Annotated in this window: 26 protein-coding genes, 1 tRNA gene and 1 other RNA gene; 20 read left to right on the top strand and 8 right to left on the bottom strand. The window is 40.0% G+C overall.

Going from position 1 to position 21,223, the window contains the following annotated elements; all coding sequences use genetic code 11:
* Nucleotides 1–156 precede the first annotated feature (156 nt).
* Nucleotides 157–240: transfer RNA gene (locus EXM22_RS04190), tRNA-Leu, on the bottom strand.
* A gap of 201 nt (nucleotides 241–441) precedes the next feature.
* Here EXM22_RS04190 and EXM22_RS04185 point away from each other — a divergent pair.
* Both EXM22_RS04185 and EXM22_RS04180 read left to right on the top strand, forming a co-directional pair.
* The gene (locus tag EXM22_RS04185) at nucleotides 442–1,434 is read left to right on the top strand and encodes a class II fructose-bisphosphate aldolase (protein WP_149487926.1); all 993 of its coding nucleotides are present in this window, start codon (nucleotides 442–444) and stop codon (nucleotides 1,432–1,434) included.
* Nucleotides 1,435–1,502: 68 nt separating this feature from the next.
* On the top strand, nucleotides 1,503–2,294 hold the full coding sequence (locus EXM22_RS04180; protein ID WP_168203333.1) for a TatD family hydrolase: 792 nt from the start codon (nucleotides 1,503–1,505) through the stop codon (nucleotides 2,292–2,294).
* 50 nt (nucleotides 2,295–2,344) lie between these two features.
* Here the strand turns inward: EXM22_RS04180 and EXM22_RS04175 are convergent, their stop codons facing one another.
* The 4 genes from EXM22_RS04175 to EXM22_RS04160 form a co-directional block, all read right to left on the bottom strand.
* Nucleotides 2,345–3,052: a flagellar filament outer layer protein FlaA gene (locus EXM22_RS04175; protein WP_149485306.1), complete on the bottom strand. Its 708-nt coding sequence runs from the start codon at nucleotides 3,050–3,052 to the stop codon at nucleotides 2,345–2,347.
* Nucleotides 3,053–3,055: 3 nt separating this feature from the next.
* Nucleotides 3,056–3,850 (bottom strand): flagellar filament outer layer protein FlaA, encoded by a 795-nt coding sequence (locus tag EXM22_RS04170; protein ID WP_149485305.1) that lies wholly within the window; start codon nucleotides 3,848–3,850, stop codon nucleotides 3,056–3,058.
* Nucleotides 3,851–3,989: 139 nt separating this feature from the next.
* Complete coding sequence (locus EXM22_RS04165) at nucleotides 3,990–4,850, bottom strand: hypothetical protein (protein ID WP_149485304.1); 861 nt, start codon at nucleotides 4,848–4,850, stop codon at nucleotides 3,990–3,992.
* Nucleotides 4,851–4,857: 7 nt separating this feature from the next.
* A complete protein-coding gene (locus tag EXM22_RS04160) occupies nucleotides 4,858–5,424 on the bottom strand; it encodes a hypothetical protein (RefSeq protein WP_210411549.1) in 567 nt (188 codons plus the stop codon).
* 293 nt (nucleotides 5,425–5,717) lie between these two features.
* Here EXM22_RS04160 and infC point away from each other — a divergent pair, with 293 nt between their 5' ends.
* The 18 genes from infC (at nucleotide 5,718) to EXM22_RS18385 (ending at nucleotide 19,281) form a co-directional block, all read left to right on the top strand.
* The gene (gene infC / locus EXM22_RS04155) at nucleotides 5,718–6,242 is read left to right on the top strand and encodes a translation initiation factor IF-3 (protein WP_149485302.1); all 525 of its coding nucleotides are present in this window, start codon (nucleotides 5,718–5,720) and stop codon (nucleotides 6,240–6,242) included.
* Nucleotides 6,243–6,255: 13 nt separating this feature from the next.
* A complete protein-coding gene (gene rpmI / locus EXM22_RS04150; RefSeq protein WP_149485301.1) occupies nucleotides 6,256–6,453 on the top strand; it encodes a 50S ribosomal protein L35 in 198 nt (65 codons plus the stop codon).
* 15 nt (nucleotides 6,454–6,468) lie between these two features.
* A complete protein-coding gene (gene rplT / locus EXM22_RS04145; protein WP_149485300.1) occupies nucleotides 6,469–6,828 on the top strand; it encodes a 50S ribosomal protein L20 in 360 nt (119 codons plus the stop codon).
* A 7-nt stretch (nucleotides 6,829–6,835) separates the two neighbouring features.
* Nucleotides 6,836–7,498 (top strand): cell division protein ZapB, encoded by a 663-nt coding sequence (zapB, locus tag EXM22_RS04140; RefSeq protein WP_149485299.1) that lies wholly within the window; start codon nucleotides 6,836–6,838, stop codon nucleotides 7,496–7,498.
* Between the two features lie 3 nt (nucleotides 7,499–7,501).
* The gene (locus EXM22_RS04135; protein WP_149485298.1) at nucleotides 7,502–7,828 is read left to right on the top strand and encodes a cell division protein ZapA; all 327 of its coding nucleotides are present in this window, start codon (nucleotides 7,502–7,504) and stop codon (nucleotides 7,826–7,828) included.
* Nucleotide 7,829: 1 nt separating this feature from the next.
* Nucleotides 7,830–8,015: non-coding RNA, 6S RNA (gene ssrS, locus EXM22_RS04130), on the top strand.
* Nucleotides 8,016–8,076: 61 nt separating this feature from the next.
* Nucleotides 8,077–8,877: a PilZ domain-containing protein gene (locus tag EXM22_RS04125; protein WP_149485297.1), complete on the top strand. Its 801-nt coding sequence runs from the start codon at nucleotides 8,077–8,079 to the stop codon at nucleotides 8,875–8,877.
* 17 nt (nucleotides 8,878–8,894) lie between these two features.
* Nucleotides 8,895–10,019, top strand: a complete 1,125-nt coding sequence (locus EXM22_RS04120; RefSeq protein ID WP_149485296.1) for a tetratricopeptide repeat protein — start codon at nucleotides 8,895–8,897, stop codon at nucleotides 10,017–10,019.
* Nucleotides 10,020–10,170: 151 nt separating this feature from the next.
* Complete coding sequence (locus EXM22_RS04115; RefSeq protein WP_149485295.1) at nucleotides 10,171–11,031, top strand: flagellin N-terminal helical domain-containing protein; 861 nt, start codon at nucleotides 10,171–10,173, stop codon at nucleotides 11,029–11,031.
* Between the two features lie 330 nt (nucleotides 11,032–11,361).
* Entirely contained in the window at nucleotides 11,362–12,216 is an 855-nt protein-coding gene (locus EXM22_RS04110; protein WP_149485294.1) for a flagellin N-terminal helical domain-containing protein, read from the top strand.
* A 106-nt stretch (nucleotides 12,217–12,322) separates the two neighbouring features.
* Nucleotides 12,323–12,649, top strand: coding sequence for a flagellar protein FlaG (locus EXM22_RS04105; RefSeq protein ID WP_149485293.1), 327 nt, complete (start codon nucleotides 12,323–12,325; stop codon nucleotides 12,647–12,649).
* An 18-nt stretch (nucleotides 12,650–12,667) separates the two neighbouring features.
* Nucleotides 12,668–14,650 carry a flagellar filament capping protein FliD gene (gene fliD / locus EXM22_RS04100; RefSeq protein WP_149485292.1) on the top strand — a complete coding sequence of 661 codons (1,983 nt, stop codon included), beginning with the start codon at nucleotides 12,668–12,670 and terminating at the stop codon, nucleotides 14,648–14,650.
* A gap of 67 nt (nucleotides 14,651–14,717) precedes the next feature.
* A complete protein-coding gene (locus EXM22_RS04095) occupies nucleotides 14,718–15,608 on the top strand; it encodes a hypothetical protein (RefSeq protein ID WP_149485291.1) in 891 nt (296 codons plus the stop codon).
* A 1-nt stretch (nucleotide 15,609) separates the two neighbouring features.
* Nucleotides 15,610–16,701 carry a PilZ domain-containing protein gene (locus tag EXM22_RS04090; RefSeq protein ID WP_149485290.1) on the top strand — a complete coding sequence of 364 codons (1,092 nt, stop codon included), beginning with the start codon at nucleotides 15,610–15,612 and terminating at the stop codon, nucleotides 16,699–16,701.
* A 57-nt stretch (nucleotides 16,702–16,758) separates the two neighbouring features.
* Entirely contained in the window at nucleotides 16,759–17,022 is a 264-nt protein-coding gene (locus tag EXM22_RS04085) for a hypothetical protein (RefSeq protein ID WP_149485289.1), read from the top strand.
* Nucleotides 17,022–17,441 carry a tRNA (adenosine(37)-N6)-threonylcarbamoyltransferase complex ATPase subunit type 1 TsaE gene (gene tsaE / locus EXM22_RS04080; protein ID WP_149487925.1) on the top strand — a complete coding sequence of 140 codons (420 nt, stop codon included), beginning with the start codon at nucleotides 17,022–17,024 and terminating at the stop codon, nucleotides 17,439–17,441. The genes EXM22_RS04085 and tsaE overlap by 1 nt, the downstream gene beginning before the upstream one ends.
* A complete protein-coding gene (tsaB, locus tag EXM22_RS04075; RefSeq protein ID WP_168203331.1) occupies nucleotides 17,438–18,106 on the top strand; it encodes a tRNA (adenosine(37)-N6)-threonylcarbamoyltransferase complex dimerization subunit type 1 TsaB in 669 nt (222 codons plus the stop codon). Before tsaE ends, tsaB begins: the two co-directional genes overlap by 4 nt.
* Entirely contained in the window at nucleotides 18,103–19,281 is a 1,179-nt protein-coding gene (locus EXM22_RS18385) for an HD-GYP domain-containing protein (RefSeq protein WP_246157074.1), read from the top strand. The genes tsaB and EXM22_RS18385 overlap by 4 nt, the downstream gene beginning before the upstream one ends.
* Before the next feature lie 10 nt (nucleotides 19,282–19,291).
* On the opposite strand, the gene csrA is transcribed toward EXM22_RS18385, so the two are convergent.
* From csrA to EXM22_RS04055, 3 genes are read right to left on the bottom strand one after another with little or no spacing between them, the layout of a single operon-like run.
* Nucleotides 19,292–19,519: a carbon storage regulator CsrA gene (csrA, locus tag EXM22_RS04065; RefSeq protein ID WP_149485287.1), complete on the bottom strand. Its 228-nt coding sequence runs from the start codon at nucleotides 19,517–19,519 to the stop codon at nucleotides 19,292–19,294.
* Entirely contained in the window at nucleotides 19,513–19,968 is a 456-nt protein-coding gene (locus EXM22_RS04060) for a flagellar assembly protein FliW (RefSeq protein WP_149485286.1), read from the bottom strand. Before EXM22_RS04060 ends, csrA begins: the two co-directional genes overlap by 7 nt.
* A 5-nt stretch (nucleotides 19,969–19,973) precedes the next feature.
* The gene (locus EXM22_RS04055; RefSeq protein WP_149485285.1) at nucleotides 19,974–21,221 is read right to left on the bottom strand and encodes a flagellar hook-associated protein 3; all 1,248 of its coding nucleotides are present in this window, start codon (nucleotides 21,219–21,221) and stop codon (nucleotides 19,974–19,976) included.
* Between the last annotated feature and the right edge of the window lie 2 nt (nucleotides 21,222–21,223).

Below are 21,223 nucleotides of genomic sequence, written 5' to 3'. Positions count from 1 at the left end.
GCAAACATAGTGCTGATTTCTAAGATTTCATAATCTGCAGGGCTATTTCATATGGAAGATTTTTGAATACTAAAAACCTTTACCAATACTTTTGTCGTAAATGAGAACATAAAAAAAGGCTGATCTGCTATTCGCAAATCAGCCTTTTCAAGTTTGTGCCGGTGACCGGACTTGAACCGGTACGGGCTTGCGCCCACGAGATTTTAAGTCTCGGGTGTCTACCAATTCCACCACACCGGCAACACCATGGCTATATTACATGTCTGAACTAGCTTGGTCAATCATTTTCTTACAGAATTGACCTCTGTATTTAAAAATGAATTAATTAGTCTCATTCTTTGAATCGGTAAGGTTTTATTGATCTCTTCCCTTGACAGTATTTTTGAGGATGCCTATATTTTAAACATACAAAATGTGCGTTACTTTTATAAGGAGTAAATGATGACAAGCTATAAAGATCTTGGATTAGCAAATACAAGAGAGATGTTTAAAAAAGCTGTAGACGGTGGATATGCCGTTCCTGCTTACAATTTCAACAATCTGGAACAGCTTCAGGCTATTATCCAGGCATGTGTAGAGACAAAATCACCTGTTATTCTGCAGGTTTCTTCCGGTGCACGGAAGTATGCCAATGCTACTCTTCTGCGAAACATGGCAAGAGGAGCAGTTGAATATGCAAAAGAACTGGGATATGAAATACCTATCGCCCTTCACTTGGACCATGGTGATACCTTTGAATTGTGTAAAGACTGTATAGACAATGGATTTTCTTCAGTTATGATCGATGGATCACATCACTCATACGAAGAAAATGTTGCACTCACAAAAAAAGTAGTAGAGTATGCACATCAGTTTGATGTAACAGTGGAAGGAGAACTGGGAGTTCTTGCCGGTGTAGAAGATGATGTTGTTGCAGAAAAATCTACCTATACCAAACCAAGCGAAGTTGAAGACTTCGTCAAAAAAACCAATGTTGACTCACTGGCTATTTCTATCGGAACCTCACACGGTGCCAACAAGTTTACACCTTCCCAGTGTGAAAGAAATGCAGAAGGCGTACTTGTACCCCCTCCCCTCCGGTTTGACATCCTCAAAGAAATTGAAAAAAGAATCCCTGGATTCCCCATTGTTCTTCATGGATCTTCCTCTGTCCCACAGGCGGAAGTTGATACAATCAACAAATTTGGTGGAAAACTGGATGATGCCGTTGGTATCCCTGAATCTCAGCTGAGAGAAGCTGCTGCTTCCGCTGTTTGTAAAATCAACATAGACTCTGATGGACGACTGGTTATGACAGCGGCTATTAGAAAAGTATTAGCCGAAAAACCTGGCGAATTTGACCCTAGAAAGTATATTGGTCCTGCCAGAGATGCACTTGTTGTTATGTACAAGGGTAAAAATGAAAATGTTCTGGGATCTGCCGGAAAGGCGTAAACCGAGATAATTTTCTCGTAATTCGAATCCCTGCAGCAATGCAGGGATTTTTTTTTGAGAGGAATACAATGGTAGATAATTTTAAAATGGGAATGAGTGACAGTCATTTTCACATTATGGAAATGAAGCGGAGAGAGATGGACATAGAACTTCTATTTCGAACGCTTAAGGATGCAGGTGCTGGAATACTCCTGGATGCCGGGGTACAGCTAGATGACTTCTCAGAACGTATATTCTGGGCTGATCATTATGAACAACTCTATTTTGCTGCCGGTATCCACCCCAATATCCCGAAAAACAGCTGGCCTGATAATTTTATAGAGATTCTGAAGGAGCAGATCAATCATCCTCTTGTGAAAGCCATAGGCGAAACAGGATTGGATCTCTTTAGAGAATATTCTCCTCTCCCTGATCAAAAGGCTTTACTCAATACTCACTATGAAATTTCCCAAGAAACTGAAAAACCTCTGATTTTTCACATTCGAAATGCAGAAGATGAGATGATCCATTGGATTCTTGAAAGAGATTTTAAAACACCTGCGGTACTTCATTGCTTTCCAGGAAACAAAAGGCTGGCAGAGGTCGCACTCGAAAAAGGATTTTATATATCCTATGCAGGGAATGTCACTTTTAAAAATGCTTCTGATATTAGAGACTCTCTCAAGATAGTTCCATTGGATAGAATTCTAGTAGAAACAGATGCACCCTACCTCGCTCCTCATCCCAAAAGAGGACGGGACAACCACCCCGGTCTGATTGCTTATACATACGAATGCATTGCACTTGAAAAGAATATAGATGTGGATGATTTGATCCCTAGGGTAGATAAGAATCTTAAGGCTTTTTTAAAATTGTCCTAAAAAAAGGGCTACCGAAATGGTAGCCCCGATTATCTTAAAAAGAGTTTAAATCACCATGCATCTATGAGATCGTCTTCATCCCTGCTTTCTTCTGCAAACAAGTCAGAAACGGCTCTCAAGTCATCCAGATAGATATAGTAGTTACCATAGGTCTCATCTAGATCACAAAGAATGTTGAAACCTTCAACTGTAATTCCCATTTTGTTATAGTAATGATAATCACGCTGAACGATAGAAGGAGGCACAGACACGGTAATCTTTTTCCAACCAACAAAATTGAGTTTTCCCATATTGATATACGCTGTATTACCAAAATGGTCAGAAATCTCAAGCTGAAGAACATGGTTTGTATTTCTACCGGCAACCCAAACTGAGATTGTTTTTGCAATACCTTCTACAGGAAGAGGTCTGATGGGGCGAATAGAAAAAGTACTCATACTTCTTCTGTAAAAGGAAACCTTTGCACCCACAACATAGTCATCCGCTTCAACGATACCTGATTCTTCTTCACCTTCAATAGGCTCTTTATCCAAAGGAGATGCTTCAAAGCGTCTCAACTGCATGATTCCTTCGTCTGCAGGCATTATGCCATACCAAAGACCGGCATCTTCCATTTTAGAAATTGAGATTTCTTTCAGCTTCTGCTGTGCAGAACTTACCCCAATCTCCGCAGCATTAGGCTCACCCGCATTCTGGGCAAAAATAATCCCTGAAAAGGCAACAGTCAATACAAGTGTTAGTAGTATAATTTTCTTCATTGATTATTCTCCTCCACCGTTCTCTTCACCCCAGATTTCGGCAATCCTATCGGGTGCAGTCAAACCAAAACCATCGTAAAAGCTTTCATGTCTGTCAGTCAGGACTTTAAGATTATCAAGATAAACATAGAAATTGTCTACTTTTTCAGAAGGGTGTGTATAAATAACAATCTTAGTCATTCTCAAGCCCTTATGCTCAGGCTTATAAACAACAGACTGTCTGATATAATTGGGTATATCAGTGTACATATTCTTCCAACCGGTAAAGTTTAGACTTCCAGGATTTCTTTTGTAATCAGACTGAATCAGATCTAATCTGTAGGCCAATCCTTCATAGTCGATAAAATGCATTTCAATGCTGTACTTGAAATTTGAACCCCAGACCCAAAGATCCACGGTCTTAATTCTTCCGGGCAAGTCCAAAGGTTTTGCAACCCAGTTATCACCTTCTCCAACACCGGGGATAATCTCAACCTGATTATATCCCATTCTATCAAATCTGGTATTTACACCAATTACCTGAAGCTCATCGGCATTTTCAGGATTGGGTCCGAAAAGGTCATCAGGCCATTCGTTTGCTACATAGGTCATTTTAGGAAAATCCTCTGTTGAGAATTTACTTCCCCTCACCTGCCAATTAACAGCAGACCCATCGGCATACGTAGAAACACCTGGACCATCAAAACTTTCAACAACAATAGATTCCAGCTTGAGAGTTTTCTCATCAGCGAACAGGAAACCTGTACTAAGAGTCAACAGCACCATTAAGCCTGAAATCAACAGGCAGCTACGTCTCATTCTAAACTCCTTATTAATTATCAAAGAAACAATTTATTCTTATTCAAATGAATTATATTTCTCAGGGGATTTCATGTCAAACCATTTTTTGGTTTTTATTCCCCTTGTTGAATAAAATTATTCTCCATAAAATAAGCATTTACTTCTTTATGAAGATATTTTCAATTTCTCGAATATCATCCTGAAAATCCATTTTCAAGGCCCGAACACTCTCTTTTATGAGGTTTTTGTAATCAGGACTTATTATACCCTTAGTTCCCTCAGGAAGTACAGGATTGTCCGGAATCGTCAATATTAGAGATAGATGCTCATCCCTGGGGAGAGCATCAAAAAACTCAGAAAAGAGGAGAGGTGCTCCTCCAAAGACAATATATTCCTGAGAATCCAGATCATATTTCTGAAAGAACGCCTCCAGTCTGTTTTGACGATCCCCGTCTGAAGCACTAAAGCTAATCCAGTTGTCAGTCATAATATGTCGTTCTTCTTCTTTCCAGGAATAAAGAAGTGCCTCTTTGGTCAACTCATTCAGGCCGGGCTCTTCCCATAGGACAACAAGTGGAATCAAGCCCTCTTCTTGCCATTTACTGTGCAGATAAGAACTCAGATGCCTCAGGGCCTCCAAATCAGTACTGACAATCTGGGAAAATCCAGGATAGCGGATGTCCTTAGAACCTCCGATGAGTACGGCTTTCATATTTTCTGGTAAAGAAAAACTATGATAATTAAAATAGGTGGTAACAATTCCGCCGTATTGACCACTATCTAATTTAACCTGTACGGAGTCCTTATATTCTTCAGTGGATGAATACTCAAGGAATTCTGGTATAAATCCCTGAGTGAGGAAAAATATTGACTTCCTCACAGGGTAGAAAAAAATTTGCTCAGAGGCAAACAGATCAAAAACAGGATCTGATAAAACAAGAATGCGTTCCTGCTTACAGGATATTGTAGAAGCAAGGATCAGAAAAATTAGTAAATAACGGACCCGGTTCACCCTCAAAAGACGCTCAAGAAATTTTTCCCCGTGATTCCAGCAGATAAAGGACTACTGAAAGAATCCCAATGAGAAAAAACATTAAATAGAAAAGGATTGAATTATTGATCAAATGAAATACGGGTAGAAAGTTGAGGACCACCGGAGCCAAAAAGTAGAGACTTGTATACAAATATTTCTTTTTTGATATCGCTTCATGCAAAGCTCTTACAAGCAGAGTTGACAATATCATGAGTGTAAAGAGTCTAATTAAGGGGTTTAATACCGCTCCAAAGGGTGTCATGGCTCCATCTAGTATTAGTGATTCACTCAGGGAAAACATGAAATAATAACCACAGAACCATGCTGTGAGTTCCCTTAGTGGAATTCCATTGTAAGATTTTTTCTTAAATGTAAAGAACAGTAAAAGAAGCAAAGGATAGATGATAAAACCTTCTTTATTGAAAAAACAGTACATGAATATGCCTAGAGGATTCCATTGAAGTGGAAAATACACATCCAGAGCCCATTGCAAAAGCACAATGGGTATGGCAGCGAGAAAGCCATAGAAGAAAGGAAGAACCCTATCGGGGAAACGCACATTACTATTATCGAAAATGTACTGAACTGCCCAGTAGAAAAGCGGCATTAATGTTATTAAAAAAAGTACCATATTGGGGCTATTATTATCATGAATTAGAGGATTGCACAAGAATCTTGCAAGAACTATCTTTTAACTCTTTGAATACAGTCTGGACACAACTGCTTAATTCCTTTATATTCCCGTGATTAGTGAGATTTATGCCCTTTGACTCTTCTAAGGCGATCATGTTATATTTTCACTAATTTTGTTAAGGAAGAGTATTATTCAAATCAGAATAATTCCAAGGAGGAATGTTGGCTGTTAAAGATTTAAGGATTAATGAGCAGATTAGGGTGAGAGAAGTAAGACTCATAGATAATGAGGGAAATCAGAAGGGCATTGTGTCCACCAGAGAAGCTCTGGAAATGGCAAAAGAGGTCGGTGCAGATCTGGTAGAAGTAGCTCCTCAATCAAAGCCCCCTGTGTGTAAAATCCTGGATTACGGAAAATATAAATTTGACCTGGATAAAAAGAACCGGGAACAGAAGAAAAAGCAGAAACTTGTTAAGCTGAAAGAAGTCCGTATGCAGCCCAAGATTGAAAAACATGATCTTGCATTCAAAACAAAACATGTTCAGGAATTCCTTGGTGAAGGAAATAAAGTAAAAGTAACAATTCGTTTCCGTGGCCGAGAAATGGCTCATACGGAATTAGGACGTGTTGTTCTAGATAAATTGATTGAACTGCTGGAAGAAGGTTCATTCGTTATAGACAGCCCTCCCCGTCAGGAGGGTAGGTTCATGTCTATGATGCTGAGCCCGAAACAGAAAAAATAATAGAGGGATTCATATGCCTAAGATGAAGACACGTAGAAGTGCTGCAAAACGGTTTAAGATGACCGGCACAGGTAAAGCCAAGTATAAGAAACAGGCTACCCGCCACATCCTGACCAAAAAGTCAGCCAAGAGAAAGAGGAAACTCAGACATCCTGATGTGATCAGTAAAACTGAGATTCCAAGACTGAAAATTTTATTGCCTTACGGTTAAGGAAGGGATTGAAGAATGCCTAGAGCAGTACACGGTACAAAAAGAAAGGATCATAGAAAAAAGATTCTTAAAGAAGCGAAAGGATATTGGGGACGCCGGAGTAAACTACACCGGGTTGCCAAAGACGCTGTAGCCAAAGCAGGACAGTATGCCTATAGAGACAGAAAAGTCCGGAAACGGGATTTCCGTCAGCTTTGGATTGCCAGAATCTCTGCAGCATGTAGAGCAGAAGGGATCAGTTATTCAAGATTTATCAATGGATTGAACATTGCCAATATTGAGATCAATAGAAAATCTCTGTCAAATATGGCAATCGAAGATCCCAAAGCATTTTCTGCACTTGTAGAAAAAGCTAAAACTTCTTTAGGAGCGTAATAATTCAATGATAACATTCGATCAAGTTCAGTTACTGGAAACAAAAGTCAGCGACGCAGTTCAATTAATTAAAAAGCTGAAAAGAGAAAATAGTGATCTGAAAGAGGAATTGAATCTTCTGGAAGAAAGAATCTCTGAGCTGGAAAGCCAGAAATCATCACTGACCAGTGAGCATGAAGTGATTGAAAAAGGGATTATTGGAGCGCTTAACCAGTTTGACGAACTGGATGATGAAAGCGGAGATGATGAGACTGCTGATGAAGAGATACCTTCTGAAGCTATTTCAGCTAGTGAAGATACTGAAATTGCACAGCCCGAAGTGATTCTTGAAGAGGAATCTTCCCAAGAAGAAGAATCTGAAGAGGAAACTATTGAAGTCAGCTTATCAGAAGATTCCAATGATGCGAGTGCGTCAGAGGAAGTTTCAGATGATGAGAATGACAGCGAAGAGGCTGATAGTGATGAATCAGGCAATCAATCCGAACAGTTTGAAATTGAATCAGAAAATTCTCAGAACGAAGCCCCTGTCGTTGAAGAATCAGCGGCAGTGGTAGAGTCTTCTTTTGAGGATACTACAGACCCAGCAGAATCAGAAATTGATGAAACCGCAGAAATCAAATCTGAAGAAGACAAAAACTCAGGATATCCAAAGAACCTGGAAATATTCTAAGAAATGAAAGATGACCTGCTTAAAGTAAATATATTGGGTGTGAATCTAACCTTTAAAGCAAAGGAAAATTCTACCCAGCTCAAGCAGGTCATCTGGTTTTTAAACAAAAAAATTGAGGAAACGAGGGATAAGCACAAATCAGTAGATCAACTGAAGCTTTCCATCCTGTCAAGCATCTACATCGTAGATGAACTGATCAGCCTTAAAAACTCACAATTCAATGCAACTTCAGAAGAAACTCTCCCTCAAACTGACATTCTGATTACAGAAGAAGTAGACAGGGCTTTTCAAAGAGTGATTGATGTACTTGAAACTAATGTAAACGAATAATTTTTACCTGCGGTGTACGTGTTTATAGGGATATTTCTCTTGCGACAAGTTATATCCATGGGATTCCAGAATGCCTATGACTGAATTGTTATCCCATTGCGGAGAAACAGGATGTCTTGGAACGGAAGCCCACTTGAACAGTTGAGTTCAAGAGGATGAGTTCCCAAAACGGCACTGCGGGTTTTTTCGATTCATTTTTGTTTTCAATTGACCACAAGACCAAATATCGTTAGAATTCACCCATCCATATGGCCATAGTAACGAACCAGATCATTAAGGATCTCTACAATAAATATCGCAGCATTGAAGTTACTTTTAATAAGGAAGTAATTAAGAGCACAGGTTTGCAGCCAAAGAAAGTATTTCTGAAATTGAAGGAAGGTCCCCATGCCTGCCTACTCTATGCAACCAGCCTCGAATCTGCCAGGATTCTTGTCTCTTTAACCGATACGATGGTCAGCAATATCATTGAAGAAGAGCCGAACATCTCTCTCAGACTCTCATTTTTAAGAGATGATCAGCCTAAACCTGTGGAGCTGAATTTTTTTATACAGGGACGACTGAGCAATTTCACAAAGTATTCTGCAAATCAGCCCGATCTTTATTTCAGCACACTCACCTACTCTACAAGACCACCTGATGATCTCATAGAAATACTCGGTTTTCTATTGGAAGCCAATGTAAATGCTACTAAAAGAAAAGAAGACCGTGTTTTAGTAACCGCTGACAGCATGAAAAAACTGGATCTCGGATCAAAGAACTGTGTTCTTCTTGTGGACAGTCTTCCAAGAAAGGGTATATTGAGAGATTTATCTTTTTCCGGTGCTAAGGTGATTGTTCCTGGAAATGCAAAATTTCTTATCAATAAAGCGGCCGAACTAAAGATAATCAACAGTAAAGGTGAATATATCAGCATCGAAGGTCAAATCCTTCGTTTTGAAGAAGTACAGGGAAGAAGAGATCTGGCAGCCATTGCCATCCATTTTCCCCTGGAAGCGTTGCCTTTAGCTTACAAAGTGATGATAAATAACTTCCTTCTTAAGCGCTAATCCGTTACATTGTAAGAATGGAAAAAAATTATAAACTCAATCAAATTGTATATATTTCAATACCTGAAAATATAAGCCATAAAATTGGAACCCTCGATCTCGATCCTTCGGTACTCATACCCATTGAAATCCCCGAAGGTGTAGATCCTTCCAGTTGGAAATCAGAAGACCTCAGTTGGGAAATGATTATTTCTGGAATGCTGAAGGTTCTGGCCTACGATCCTGAAAATGAGAACCTACCCTACTACAGAAATTTCATTCATTCTTCAAAGCCTGATATCACAGCGGAGTTAACTCAATCTGCAATAATTAAGGCACAAAGCTCTGATTTTGATCTGGCAGAAGAAATTTTTCTGGCTCTTATTGGACTGAATCCCCAGGATATCCGAAGCCATTTAAACCTGGTCCTACTCTATGAGAATAAACTAGGAGAAATAAAGGATAAATTCTCCGCCCCCTATGTAGAGCTGGAAAATCAGATAGAATCTCTTTATGCCAACTTAATTGAGCAGGCTGAAGATTTACCTGATATTTACTTCAATGCCGCCTGGTTCTACTACAACAAACAGGATTTCAAAAGATCTTATGAACTCTCTTCCAGCTACCTGAGTATGGGAGAAGATGAACAAAAGCGCAGCGAAGCCGAAAAATTGATGCGGGAATGTTCTGAATTGAAAGACACCAATGAAATATATAGAAGTGCATACAGACTCGTTAGTGAAGACAAGAATCAGGAAGGCTTGGATCTTATTGACCAATTTTTGAATGAAAATAAAAATGTTTGGAATGCCTGGTTTCTTAAAGGCTGGGCGCTCCGGAAAATGTCACAATTTGAAGAAGGCCTCTTAAGCTTTAAACAAGCAGCAGAACTAAAAGGTCCTCACCCCGACATTCTAAATGAGCTGGCTATATGCAGTTTAGAGCTGGGAAATTACGATGAGAGCCGCAAATATCTGGAAGAAGCCCTGTCACTAGATGCTGAAAATCTAAAAATAATTTCCAACATGGGAATCCTTTCCCTAAAAGAAAAAAAGATGGAAGAAGCGTCTGCTTTTTTCAGAACCGTGATTGCTCTGGACCCGGAAGATACTATAGCGGCAGAATATTTGAATTTTATTGAAAAAAAGTCAGAACAGACCTAAAGTCGATCTTTTGGTCTCCGACTAATCGGAATAAATAAAAAAAACTTTATTTTTTTTCAAGTTATTTCAACCTCCATGACGATAGGAAATTAAGAGGGTATTAAAACTCTCCGGGCAAGGATGCCCTAATACAATATTCATGGAGGAATATATGATTATTAATCACAACATTAGTGCTATGAGTGCTAACAGGAACTTGGGAATCGCCAACTCGAATACCGCAGCCAACATGGGGAAATTGTCCTCAGGTATGCGTATCAACAAGGCTGGCGACGATGCTTCAGGACTTGCTGTATCTGAAAAAATGCGATCTCAGATCAGAGGTTTGAACCAGGCATCTCGAAATGCTGCAGATGGAATCTCCTTTATTCAGACTTCTGAAGGTTATCTCCAGGAAACAACTGACATCATTCAGAGAGTGAGAGAACTGGCGATTCAAGCTTCCAACGGTATTTATACCTCAGAAGACAGAATGCAGATCCAGGTAGAAGTTTCCCAGCTTGTTGACGAACTTGACAGAGTGGCATCACATGCTCAATTTAACGGCATGAATATGCTGACTGGCCGGTTTGCAGCCGACAACGGTTTCAACACTGTGACTTCATCCATGTGGTTCCATATCGGTGCCAATATGGATCAGAGAGAACAGGTTTACATTGGAACCATGACTGCTGAAGCACTTGGTCTTCGTCAGATCGGTAGTGGTGAAATAATGTCTATTTCAACACCCGAACAGTCTAACAGAAACATAGGTGTACTGGACTCCGCTCTTAAAACTGTTAACAAACAGAGAGCAGATCTGGGTGCTTATCAGAACAGACTGGAAATGGCGATTAAGGGAATTGACATCGGAGCAGAAAACCTGCAGGCCGCTGAATCCCGAATAAGAGACCTGGACATGGCACAAGAAACTGTTGATTTCACAAAAAACCAGATCCTGACACAGGCTAGTAATGCCATGTTAGCTCAGGCAAACCAGAGATCACAGTCAGTCTTGCAGCTTCTCCAATAGTGTAATATAATCTTCAGTAGAGTTCTGTTCGGGTTCATAGCCTGCTTTAGGTCTTTACTGCAGATCTTCAAACAGTGTTTGATATTGCAGTGAAGGCGATGTTTTTCCTAAATTTGGATGAAGCATCGCCTCTATTGGATTAGAAGTTCTTTGAAATAACCCTCCTGTGTATTCACAGGACAGGGAGATGAGCACGATTCTGGTACAAAAGGATCGTGTCAATCTCCCTGTTCAGCTGTCAATGGTAAAGCGGCGCGATTCGGCTTTATTCAAAGTCAGGTGCATACAGGTTTGCGGCAAGGATGCCAACAAACATTTCAAGGAGGGTATATGATAATTAATCATAACATGAGCGCCATCAATTCTAATAGGCAGCTCGCTGTTTCTCAGAGTGAAACTGCTAATAACATGGAAAAACTTTCATCAGGTCTGAGAATTAACAAGGCAGCTGACGATGCGTCAGGACTGGCGGTATCTGAAAAAATGCGGAGTCAGATCAGAGGTCTGAATCAGGCAGAAAAGAACATCCAGAACGGTGTTTCTTTTATCCAGACAACCGAAGGATTCTTGCAGGAAACTCAGGATATTCTACATCGTGTTAGAGAATTGTCCGTACAGGCTTCCAACGGTATTTATACTGCGGAAGATAGAATGCAGATTCAGGTCGAAGTCAGCCAATTAGTTGATGAGATGAATAGAATTGCATCACACGCACAGTTCAACGGCATGAACCTACTGACCGGCCGGTTTGCAGAAGCTTCTGCGACAGGTGATGTCATGCAGCTTCAAGTGGGAGCCAATATGGATCAGAAAGAATCTATCTTTATTGGTACTATGACTGCTGAGGCTTTAGGTCTTCAAAACGAGCAGGGTGGTGGCGGAATTGTTACCCTTTCTTCTGTGGAAGAAGCAAACCGTACTATCGGTATCGTAGATGAAGCTTTGAAAACTGTTAACAAACAGAGAGCCGATCTTGGTGCATACCAGAACCGTTTCGAAATGGCTGCCAAAGGTATTGCCATTGCAGCGGAAAATATGCAGGCAGCTGAATCCAGGATTCGTGATGTAGACATGGCCAGTGAGGTCGTGGATTACACAAAAAATCAGATTCTGAATCAGGCTGGTTCTTCCATGCTGGCACAGGCTAATGTACGGACACAATCTGTACTGCAGTTATTGGGCTAAGACTGGGTAATCGCTAATAAAAGAGATTTCTGGACGTTATCTTTTTTACAGTAGTTATGGGGGGGTTCGCGCCCTTCCCCATTACTATTTTTACAGGGAGGTCTATATGAACGTAGGTAAAATATCCAGTTCTGGACCGGTACAGATAAGCACTCAGCAGAATGCAGAAAGATCAAAGCAACAGGTAGAACTGCAGAAGCAGAAAGTAAAACTTACCGTTCCGGATATCAAAGAAACAAGAACCATACTCAACGAAATTACCAATAACACGCGATTCAGTTATTCTATCAATGAAAAGATTGACAGTTTTGTAGTAAAAATCATTGATAGGAGTACCGATAAGGTAGTAAAGGAAATTCCATCTAGGGAACTACAGACATTACATGAAAATCTGCGTGAAGCTATCGGTATATTTATTGATAAAATGGTTTAAAACTCATAGGGGGATGCCATGGCAGACATAAGCATCCCTGGTATAAACAGTAAATATAATACAGAAGAACTCGTTCAAGGACTCGTGGAAGTTGAGAAAGTTAAGCTCAGCACCATGGAAAATTCGGTCAAAGAACAAGAAGAAGAAAAAAGAATTTGGCAGAACTTTAACCGGAAGATCAGCAGTCTGAGAACATCAGCAAGAACTCTTTTTGGTTTTGAAAATCCTTTCAGTAATAAGTTGGTAGATTCTTCGAATGAGAGGATTCTAACCGCAACAGCCACCAGAGATGCAGAAGAGCAGGAATTGAGTTTTACTGTCCTTCAAACAGCATCTACAGATAAATTTATTTCACCTTCAATGCCAGTGGATGAACGTGTACCCGAAGGGACTTATAGCTTTGAAGTAGGCGATAAGGAATTTTCCCTCAGATACAGAGGCGGGAAACTTTCAGATTTTGCGAAAAGGCTTGAAGCAAAAGCTGACGGTCTGATGAAATTGACTGTTGTCAGAGATACATCTGATACGCAGGTTGTCCTTTTCGAATCCACAGCAACAGGAACAGAAAATCGCCTTAGGTTTAAAGATGATGCTTTGAGCTGGGCTCTGGATAGTGGAATTATTAAGCCAGTAGAAACGGATAATACTCAAATCAATTTTGATACAAGCCGTAAAACAGTTCAAAGTGAAGTCCTCTTGACGGCAGAGTCAGAATTACACATAGAACTCCCCTCCCCTGTACCGGTAGAGGACGGAATGATTCTTGAATATACAATTTCTGTCACAGATATTGATCCGGCATCCAGAGAACCTGTTGAACCTCCTCCACCTGTATTACCATCTACAGCATCGGCCGTTCTTGATGGCCTTGAAGTACAGAGCTTTGCAAACAAGGCAGAGATTCCCCCCTGGAACAAACCAGAGCTTCCACCTGTGGTAGAGGACAGCTCTATTGGTTTTTTTCTCACCGAGACAGAAAGCCAGAATCTCCAGGACTTGCCAGCTGGTAACGAACCCCAAAAAGTCAAGATTCCCCTCACAAGCAGTCAGGGTAATATCCTCTCTTTTGATTTCATCAATAAGAATACACTTAGAGAAGTCAATATTTCCAACATGCGTATTACAGACCCCAGAAGCGCTGACGGATATGTTGGTGTGAATTCCCTCTCCACAGCGGGAAATGCCATTCTGGACTTTAACGGCATAAAAGTCGAAAGAGATACAAATGAAATTGATGACCTGATTCCGGGTGTCACTCTAAATTTACAGCGTGCAAATCCCGACGAAGAAGTGGATATAGCCATAAAACCTGATGTAGAATCTGCAAAAGATGAAATTATCAAATTTGTATATAATTATAATCAAGCCATGACACAAATACTAATACTGTCATCCGATAATACCGATATTGTGAATGAGATAGATTATTTTACTGATGAAGAAAGGGAAAAGGCTTTAGAAGAGCTGGGAACTTTCAGGGCTGATATAACCCTTATGCAGCTGAAAAACCGGTTGCAGAGGATCACATCATCCCCTTATGAAACGTCATTGGAACGAGAGCTGTCCATGCTCAGCCAAATTGGAATATCCACCAACGCTGCAGTGGGAGGTGGTGGTTCTGTAAATGTCAGTAAATTGCGAGGGTATCTGGAGATCAATGAAGAAGTTCTGGACAAATCCCTTCAGACAAACAGCAGGGCTATTAAAGAGCTATTCGGACAGGATACAGATGGTGATCTCGTCATTGATAGCGGTGCCGGTTATGAACTTGACCGATTCTTAAATCCTTATATCCAGACTGGTGGAATATTTTCCAATAAGATCAGGATGCTTGATAATGGAATCAGTGATACAAACGATGAGATAGAAGACTACAAAGAATATCTGGCGGATTATGAGTCAGACTTAAAGAGAAAGTATGGCAGTATGGAAGGAATGTTGAATCAATTGGAATCAAATTCCAGCTCACTGGACACTTTCAATCAGCAAAATAATAACTAATAGGCTGAATGCCTGATAATGAAAAAGACCGGTTTCTGTGATATCCGGAAATCTGAAGGAGATTTATTTGAAAATTTATATAAATCAGGATGAAATTGAATTCATCCTTGAACAGGAAAAATCTCTGGGAGATGTATATAACTCAGTTGAAAAATGGCTGGCTCTTCAATCCTATTCTATTACTGAGTTGTTTCTTGATGACGAGGAAATTCTGATTACAGATAAAAAGAACTGGGAGTCTTTGCCCTTTAGTGATAAAGAATCCTTTCGCGTGACAGCCCTGACACTGGCTGAACTCAAATCACAGAACCTCAAAACACTCCTGAATTTCTGCCAGATGATTCAAAGGTCTCTCAAAGAAGGGAATGTTGAACTATTGAATGAGCTGCTGCATGAATATACTTATATTGAAAATAGTTATGAAGTTCTTTTAGAAGATTTTTCTCATTCTATTAAAAACCATATGAATAGTATTCTTGCTTCCAATGGATTTAGGCCACAGGGAGAACGCAGTGAAGAAAATGTTAAAAAGGTCTTAGAATCATTTATCATGCTTGAGGCTGTTATTCAGGGAAGATTAGAAGAAGTTAACGATCCCTTCAGATCGGGGAAAGAGTGCTATGATGCCATAGTAAACCTGATGCCACGGATGGAAGAAGTCTCCCTTATGCTTCAAACAGGCAAAGATAAAGAGGCCATGGATGTCATTATTTGCTTTTCCGAGCTGTTTCAGAAACTCTTGAGAATATACACCTACCTCCCCCGGGAAACACAAGAAAATCACCATGAAGACTTAAAAGCCTACATAAATGACATGTCAGGGATACTTAAAGACCTTACTGAAGCTTTTACTTCTGAAGACTCTGTTCTTATGGGTGATCTTATGGAATATGAGATTATGCCAAGAATGGAATCTTTTCCGAAGTTTTTTGAATCAATGAACAGTAAAGGAAACTAAAATGTTTATTACTCTTTTACAGTCATCATCTCGCTTTAAAGGACAGTTATTCACCCCTTCTGATCCCAAACAAAACCTGATTTTTCTGGCTGTAATGGGTATTAGTCTTCTTTTTCTGATCATTGGTAATAAACTCAGCAATGGTTCAAACGCTAAAAACAAGCGTTACAGCAAAAGAGCTTTCAGAAGAGAAGGAACGAGAGTCGGTTTAACCAAAAAACAGATTGCGCTGCTAGAGAGTTTTATTAAGGTATACCATGTCAATAAACCCTTTGATCTCTTAAGCAATACCAGAACTCTGAACAACACATTAAGCCAGGCCTTACGTGACATTAGTCATATGGAAGCTCCTCCTTCTGTTGTAGAAGAAAGAAAGTTAAATATTTACAGAATCAAACAACGGATAGAACGTGTTTTTGCCGAAACAAACCAAATTACGGATACGAGGAAGCTGAAACTCAGCCAGAATGTTACTTTCAAGATGGATAATGGCAACAGATATTCCTCGGTAATAACGGCTAATCTAAAGGAATTTTATTGTGCCAGAGTTCCTATTGGTAAAAAAGGCTCTCAAGTAAAGTGGCCCAAAGGAACCCGTCTAACAATACTGATATGGGGTGCAGATGGAGAAGAATACACTTTTACATCTAAGGTCCTTGGTTATAATTCGGTAAAAGGGATCACCAGTGTTTTCCTACAGCATTCAAATAAAATCAGTAGAGCCTATCAGAGAAAATTCAGAAGAAAACAGATAAAAAGGCCCTGTTATATATTTCCTATCAAAATTCAAATTACCGGCTCGGGTAAAAGAGAACGTAAGGAAGCTGTCGTCCTTAAAAACAAGGGAAGAATGGGGACTCTCATTGATTTATCAGCTGGAGGATGCTCTCTGCAAACAACAAGCGCCTTGAATAAGGGAGAACTCATCAAACTCAGTTTTGAACCCATCAAAGGAAGCCCTGTAGTTACCTATGGAAAAATTGTAGATACCAGATCAAGAAGCCGCATATATACATCCATTCATATCATGTTTACAAGAGCTTCTAGTAAAAATCTGAACAGAATCAATGAATATGTCTATGATTTTGAATGAGTATAATGTAAAACATATTAAGAAAAGTTTATAATAGGGCACAGGTGGATTTACTAAATGAAGTTTCTTGGAATGGATGAAATCATAAAAAAGGACACTCTCATATACTATAGAAATGAGTATAGCGGTAGTGCTTCTTTTGCATTAGTTGCAGACAAAAGAACAAGTATAAGATTTCAATCTATAGTGGAGATGAAACCTACTGGAGAAAGAGATGTTTTTCTAAAACTCCTGGACAATATCGATTATCCTGTGATTCCCATCATAAAATCATTGAAAGAAGAAATCATCAATATTGACCGTGAAGGGTTACCTCTTTGATAGAATTGCTGAGTCATAGTTTTGAAGAAACTCTCCAATGGGGTAAAAAAGTTGGGAAATCTCTTAAACCAGGGGATATTATAGCCCTCAAAGGTGATCTCGGGGCTGGCAAAACATCCATAACCAAGGGGATAGCCAAGTCTTTGGGAATTGAGGATGAGATCACCAGTCCCACCTATACAATCGTGTCTGAATACGAAGGCAGCATTCCCCTATATCACATGGATATGTATAGAATTTCTGGAGTTGAAGAATTTGAGATGTTGGGTGTCGATGAATTACTATTTGGTAAAGGCATCACTCTCATCGAATGGAGCGAAAGGATACTGGAGTACCTTCCAGAAGATTGCAAAAGCATTTCAATACAGATAATGGAATCTGGAGTCCGTAAAATTATTTTAGAGGGAATTTCATTGTGAATTGTGTTTTATCCGTTGATACCGCCTCCTCCCTACTCGGCGTTTGCCTTAAAAAAGAAAATTCCTGGTTTGAAATGACTATTCAAGATGGATTAAAGCATTCTGAGAATCTTATGGATACAATTCTTCTTATTTTGAAAGAAGGAAATGTTAAGAAAGAGGAACTTGAGTTACTAGTTTGCTCTGAAGGGCCTGGATCATTCACCGGACTGAGGATAGGCATGTCTACCATAAAAGGCATGGCTTTTGGTTTGAAAATCCCACATACAACGATATTAACAACAGACTATCTTGCCTATGGATATGACTATTTTCCAGGAGCTGTGGTCCCCATATTGGATGCACGAAAAAAACGTTACTATTGCGGTATTTATAGTGAGGGACAGAGTATTTCCGGAGCTCTGGATCTTTCTGAAGATCAATTATTAGCCAAGCTGGAAAAATTCGAAAATGTATTGTTTACTGGTCCGGACTGTTCAATGATAAAAACAGATTCTAGACCAGGATTATTTTTTGATGGGAATGGCTCTCAAGGAAGGAGTAGACAGCTTTTAGAACTGGGAATAAAGCGTTTTCAGAAGGAAGGAGCCCTCGATGAGAGTTCAGGGCCTCTCTATTTACGAAAAAGTGAAGCTGAAATTGCCTTGTATGGAGACCATATTTGAGTCACTCAAAGAGTTCTAAAGATGAATTTGATTTTAGAGATGCTCCATTATCCGATGTTTCATACTCAGAATCCGATTCTTTCGAACTCCTTGAAGAAGTACTTGAATTAGAAGACATAGATGAAGATGAATCTTATATTTATCCCTGGTCACTCTTCACAACCCTGGATAGATCGGAGAATAGATTCCTACTGGATGACCCATGGATACGGCTTTCCATTGACCGAACTAAGAACAGCCCCATCCCCACTTGTCTCGTTGATCTAGATTTGAAGATACTCTGGTCAAACCTTGAATTCATCAAGGACCTTGTATTGGATAAGTCACCTATCAATAAACATCTGCCCGAAATATTCCGCACTGATTCTGATATTAACCTGAGTTCTACACTCAAAGTATGCCTTGAAAATCCCCAGTGCTCCTATTCCTGGGCTGGAAGACTGTTTCCCTTTGGAGATACAAAGAGCAGCAGTTTTTTACGAGCCATGATTCAGCCATTGCACTATGATTCAAATGAGCGTCCTAAGGCTTATATGGTTCAATGGGATATTATAACCAATGAATATAAAGATCTGCTTCAGAAAATGTTCCTGAGCCTTTTAGAGGCCTCCAAACTCAAAGATAACGATACGGGCGAGCATATTGAAAGGGTCAATGATTATTCCCGCTTATTGAGCCAGAAATTGAAAGGCAAGAAGGGTTATGAAGAAGTAAGCAATGATTTTATTGATGATATAGGATTTTTAGCGGCCATGCACGACGTAGGAAAAATCGGAACACCCGATGACATCCTCAACAAGGGTGGTCCACTGGATGACTGGGAAAGAGAGATTATGAATGAACATACAAAAAATGGAGCTTATATACTTAGTACATATCCCAAAACCATGGCCAGAGAGATAGCCCTTTCCCATCATGAAAAGTGGGATGGAAGCGGTTATCCCTATGGTATCTTTGGAGAAATGATTCCACTATGTGCCAGGATTGTCTGCATAGCCGATGTATATGATGCTCTTCGGTCAAAGCGCAGCTATAAAGAGTCATTCAGCCATGAGAAGTCTGTGGATATAATGAAAAAAGGAAGAGAAACGCATTTTGATCCGGATCTATTGGATCTATTTCTCTCCATTCATGAAGAATTTGATTCTATCTATTCAAATTCTCAAATAATTTAAAAGAGTTCAATTATTTTTTAAATAGCTCATCCAGTGATAAATCCTCGGGTATACTGCTGGCTGCTGCTGCCTTATTTTCTTCCTGGATGGCCTGATAGACTTCCTGTCTGAATACCTTAACCGATGTTGGCGCCGCTATTCCCAATTTAACCTGGTCACCCTTGATATCAACAACTGAGATAACAATGTTATCGCCGATGATGATACTTTCATCTTTTTTTCTAGACAGTATCAGCATACACTATTCCTCTGATTGGCCAATTCCTCGGCGATATTATGTCGTGTTTGCCATCTTGAATCGGATGAAATACACTGTCTACCCGTTCTGGTAAGACGGTTAATGATGACTGGTCCCTGAAGATTTGCGGTCATTGTTTTTTTATCATCCAAAAATGTAACAATGCTGAAAACAAGTGCATTTTCTTCATCTGTATTTTTTAGCTTCAATTCTTCAAGATCCGAAGCCATAAGACCAGGTTTATAGTCTGGCCTAAAAATAACTGGTTTGATCAGGACAAAAGCAACTTGTTCTACATCCAGAGACTGTATCCAGTAAAAGGGTTGTTGGGCAGCGTCCAGCAAGGCAAACTGCCTGAGAGTTTCAAAACCGAATAATCCATTGGGGAAATTAATAACCTGTCTGTCATCAATTTCTACTTCACCATATGCTTTTGTATAGATCTTCATACATATTACCTCAAAAAGTCCATAAGATTAGATTGAAGAACCTTGGAAGCAGACTGATAGGCTGCTTTTTGTGTGTATTCAAGCATTTTAAGATTTGTAATTGCCTCTGTCATATCCAGGCCTGTTAACTTGGAATTGATGGATATAACATTTAATTTTTCACTGTCCAATCTTGCGTATGTTTGATCAAGTCTTTCATTCCTTGCACCAAGGTCCGAAAGGTTATTCAGAAGATTACTTAATGATGTATCTATTCCCCCGAGGATTCTTCCACCTACGGCTTCCTGATCTCCTGAGAGTAGGCTATCACGCAGTCCTATGACCATGTCGAAGAGTGACCCTCCCCCTTTCACAACATCCTGATGAAGATTGTCTGGTGGTCTGCTACCGGTTTCAGACAAGAGGCCCAGATCTTTAAGGACTGTATTGTCTACGGGCTCATCTATCCAGATCTGATGGGGAACAGTTGTTTCAAGAGTCAGGCTGTTTGTCACAGGATCCAATGATGCCTTCACAGACAGATCACTATTATTGATTCTTGAAATAATACCATGAATATTGTCACCGCTCTTTAAATTGATCTGCTCACCATCAATAGATATCTGACTATCTTCGGTAACGACATAGTCGAGAGCATCTCTTTGGGCAAAGAGCTGTTGATCCTCTGCCCAAAACACCTTGTTTCCTGCAAAATTCAAATCTATTCTGGACCCTTCTGATATTTCTGTCTGATTGGCAACGATATTTCCGGCATATCTGACTTCAGAAATAACAGCCCCTTCGATGCCGGGGACTCTGCTTTTCATGGCCACAAAGGGATCATTTAGAGTATCGTTCCCTCCAAAGAGAGATCGTCCATCAGCAGTTCTTGTATTTCCCATGCTCACAAGCTCCTTGAGGAGCTCATTCACCTCGGTAGCCATGTAATTCATATCTTCTTTTGCATAGGTCCCGTTACTTCCCTGAACAGCCAGTTCCCTGAGCCTCTGTACGACTTGAACGGACTGATTCATTGAAGTTTCTGCCAGAGAATACTCACCCTGGGCTGTGCCAATATTTTTACTATAGCGTTCCAGATGGGTTATATGGGATGAATAGCGGGTAGAGTGTGCAGCCGCGATCGGATCATCCCGCAAATTATTCAGCCGTCTGCTGCTTCCAATCCCCGACTGCATTTCATTCAGCTTGAAGTCTCTTAACTTCATCTGATACTGCAAGTCCGCATTAGGCATATTCGTACTGATTCGTCTCATTT

It is taken from the genome of Oceanispirochaeta crateris (assembly GCF_008329965.1).
GTDB classification, from domain to species: domain Bacteria; phylum Spirochaetota; class Spirochaetia; order DSM-2461; family DSM-2461; genus Oceanispirochaeta; species Oceanispirochaeta crateris.
Note: the sequence above shows the minus strand (reverse complement) of the source record. Positions and strands in the feature narration are given on the sequence as shown.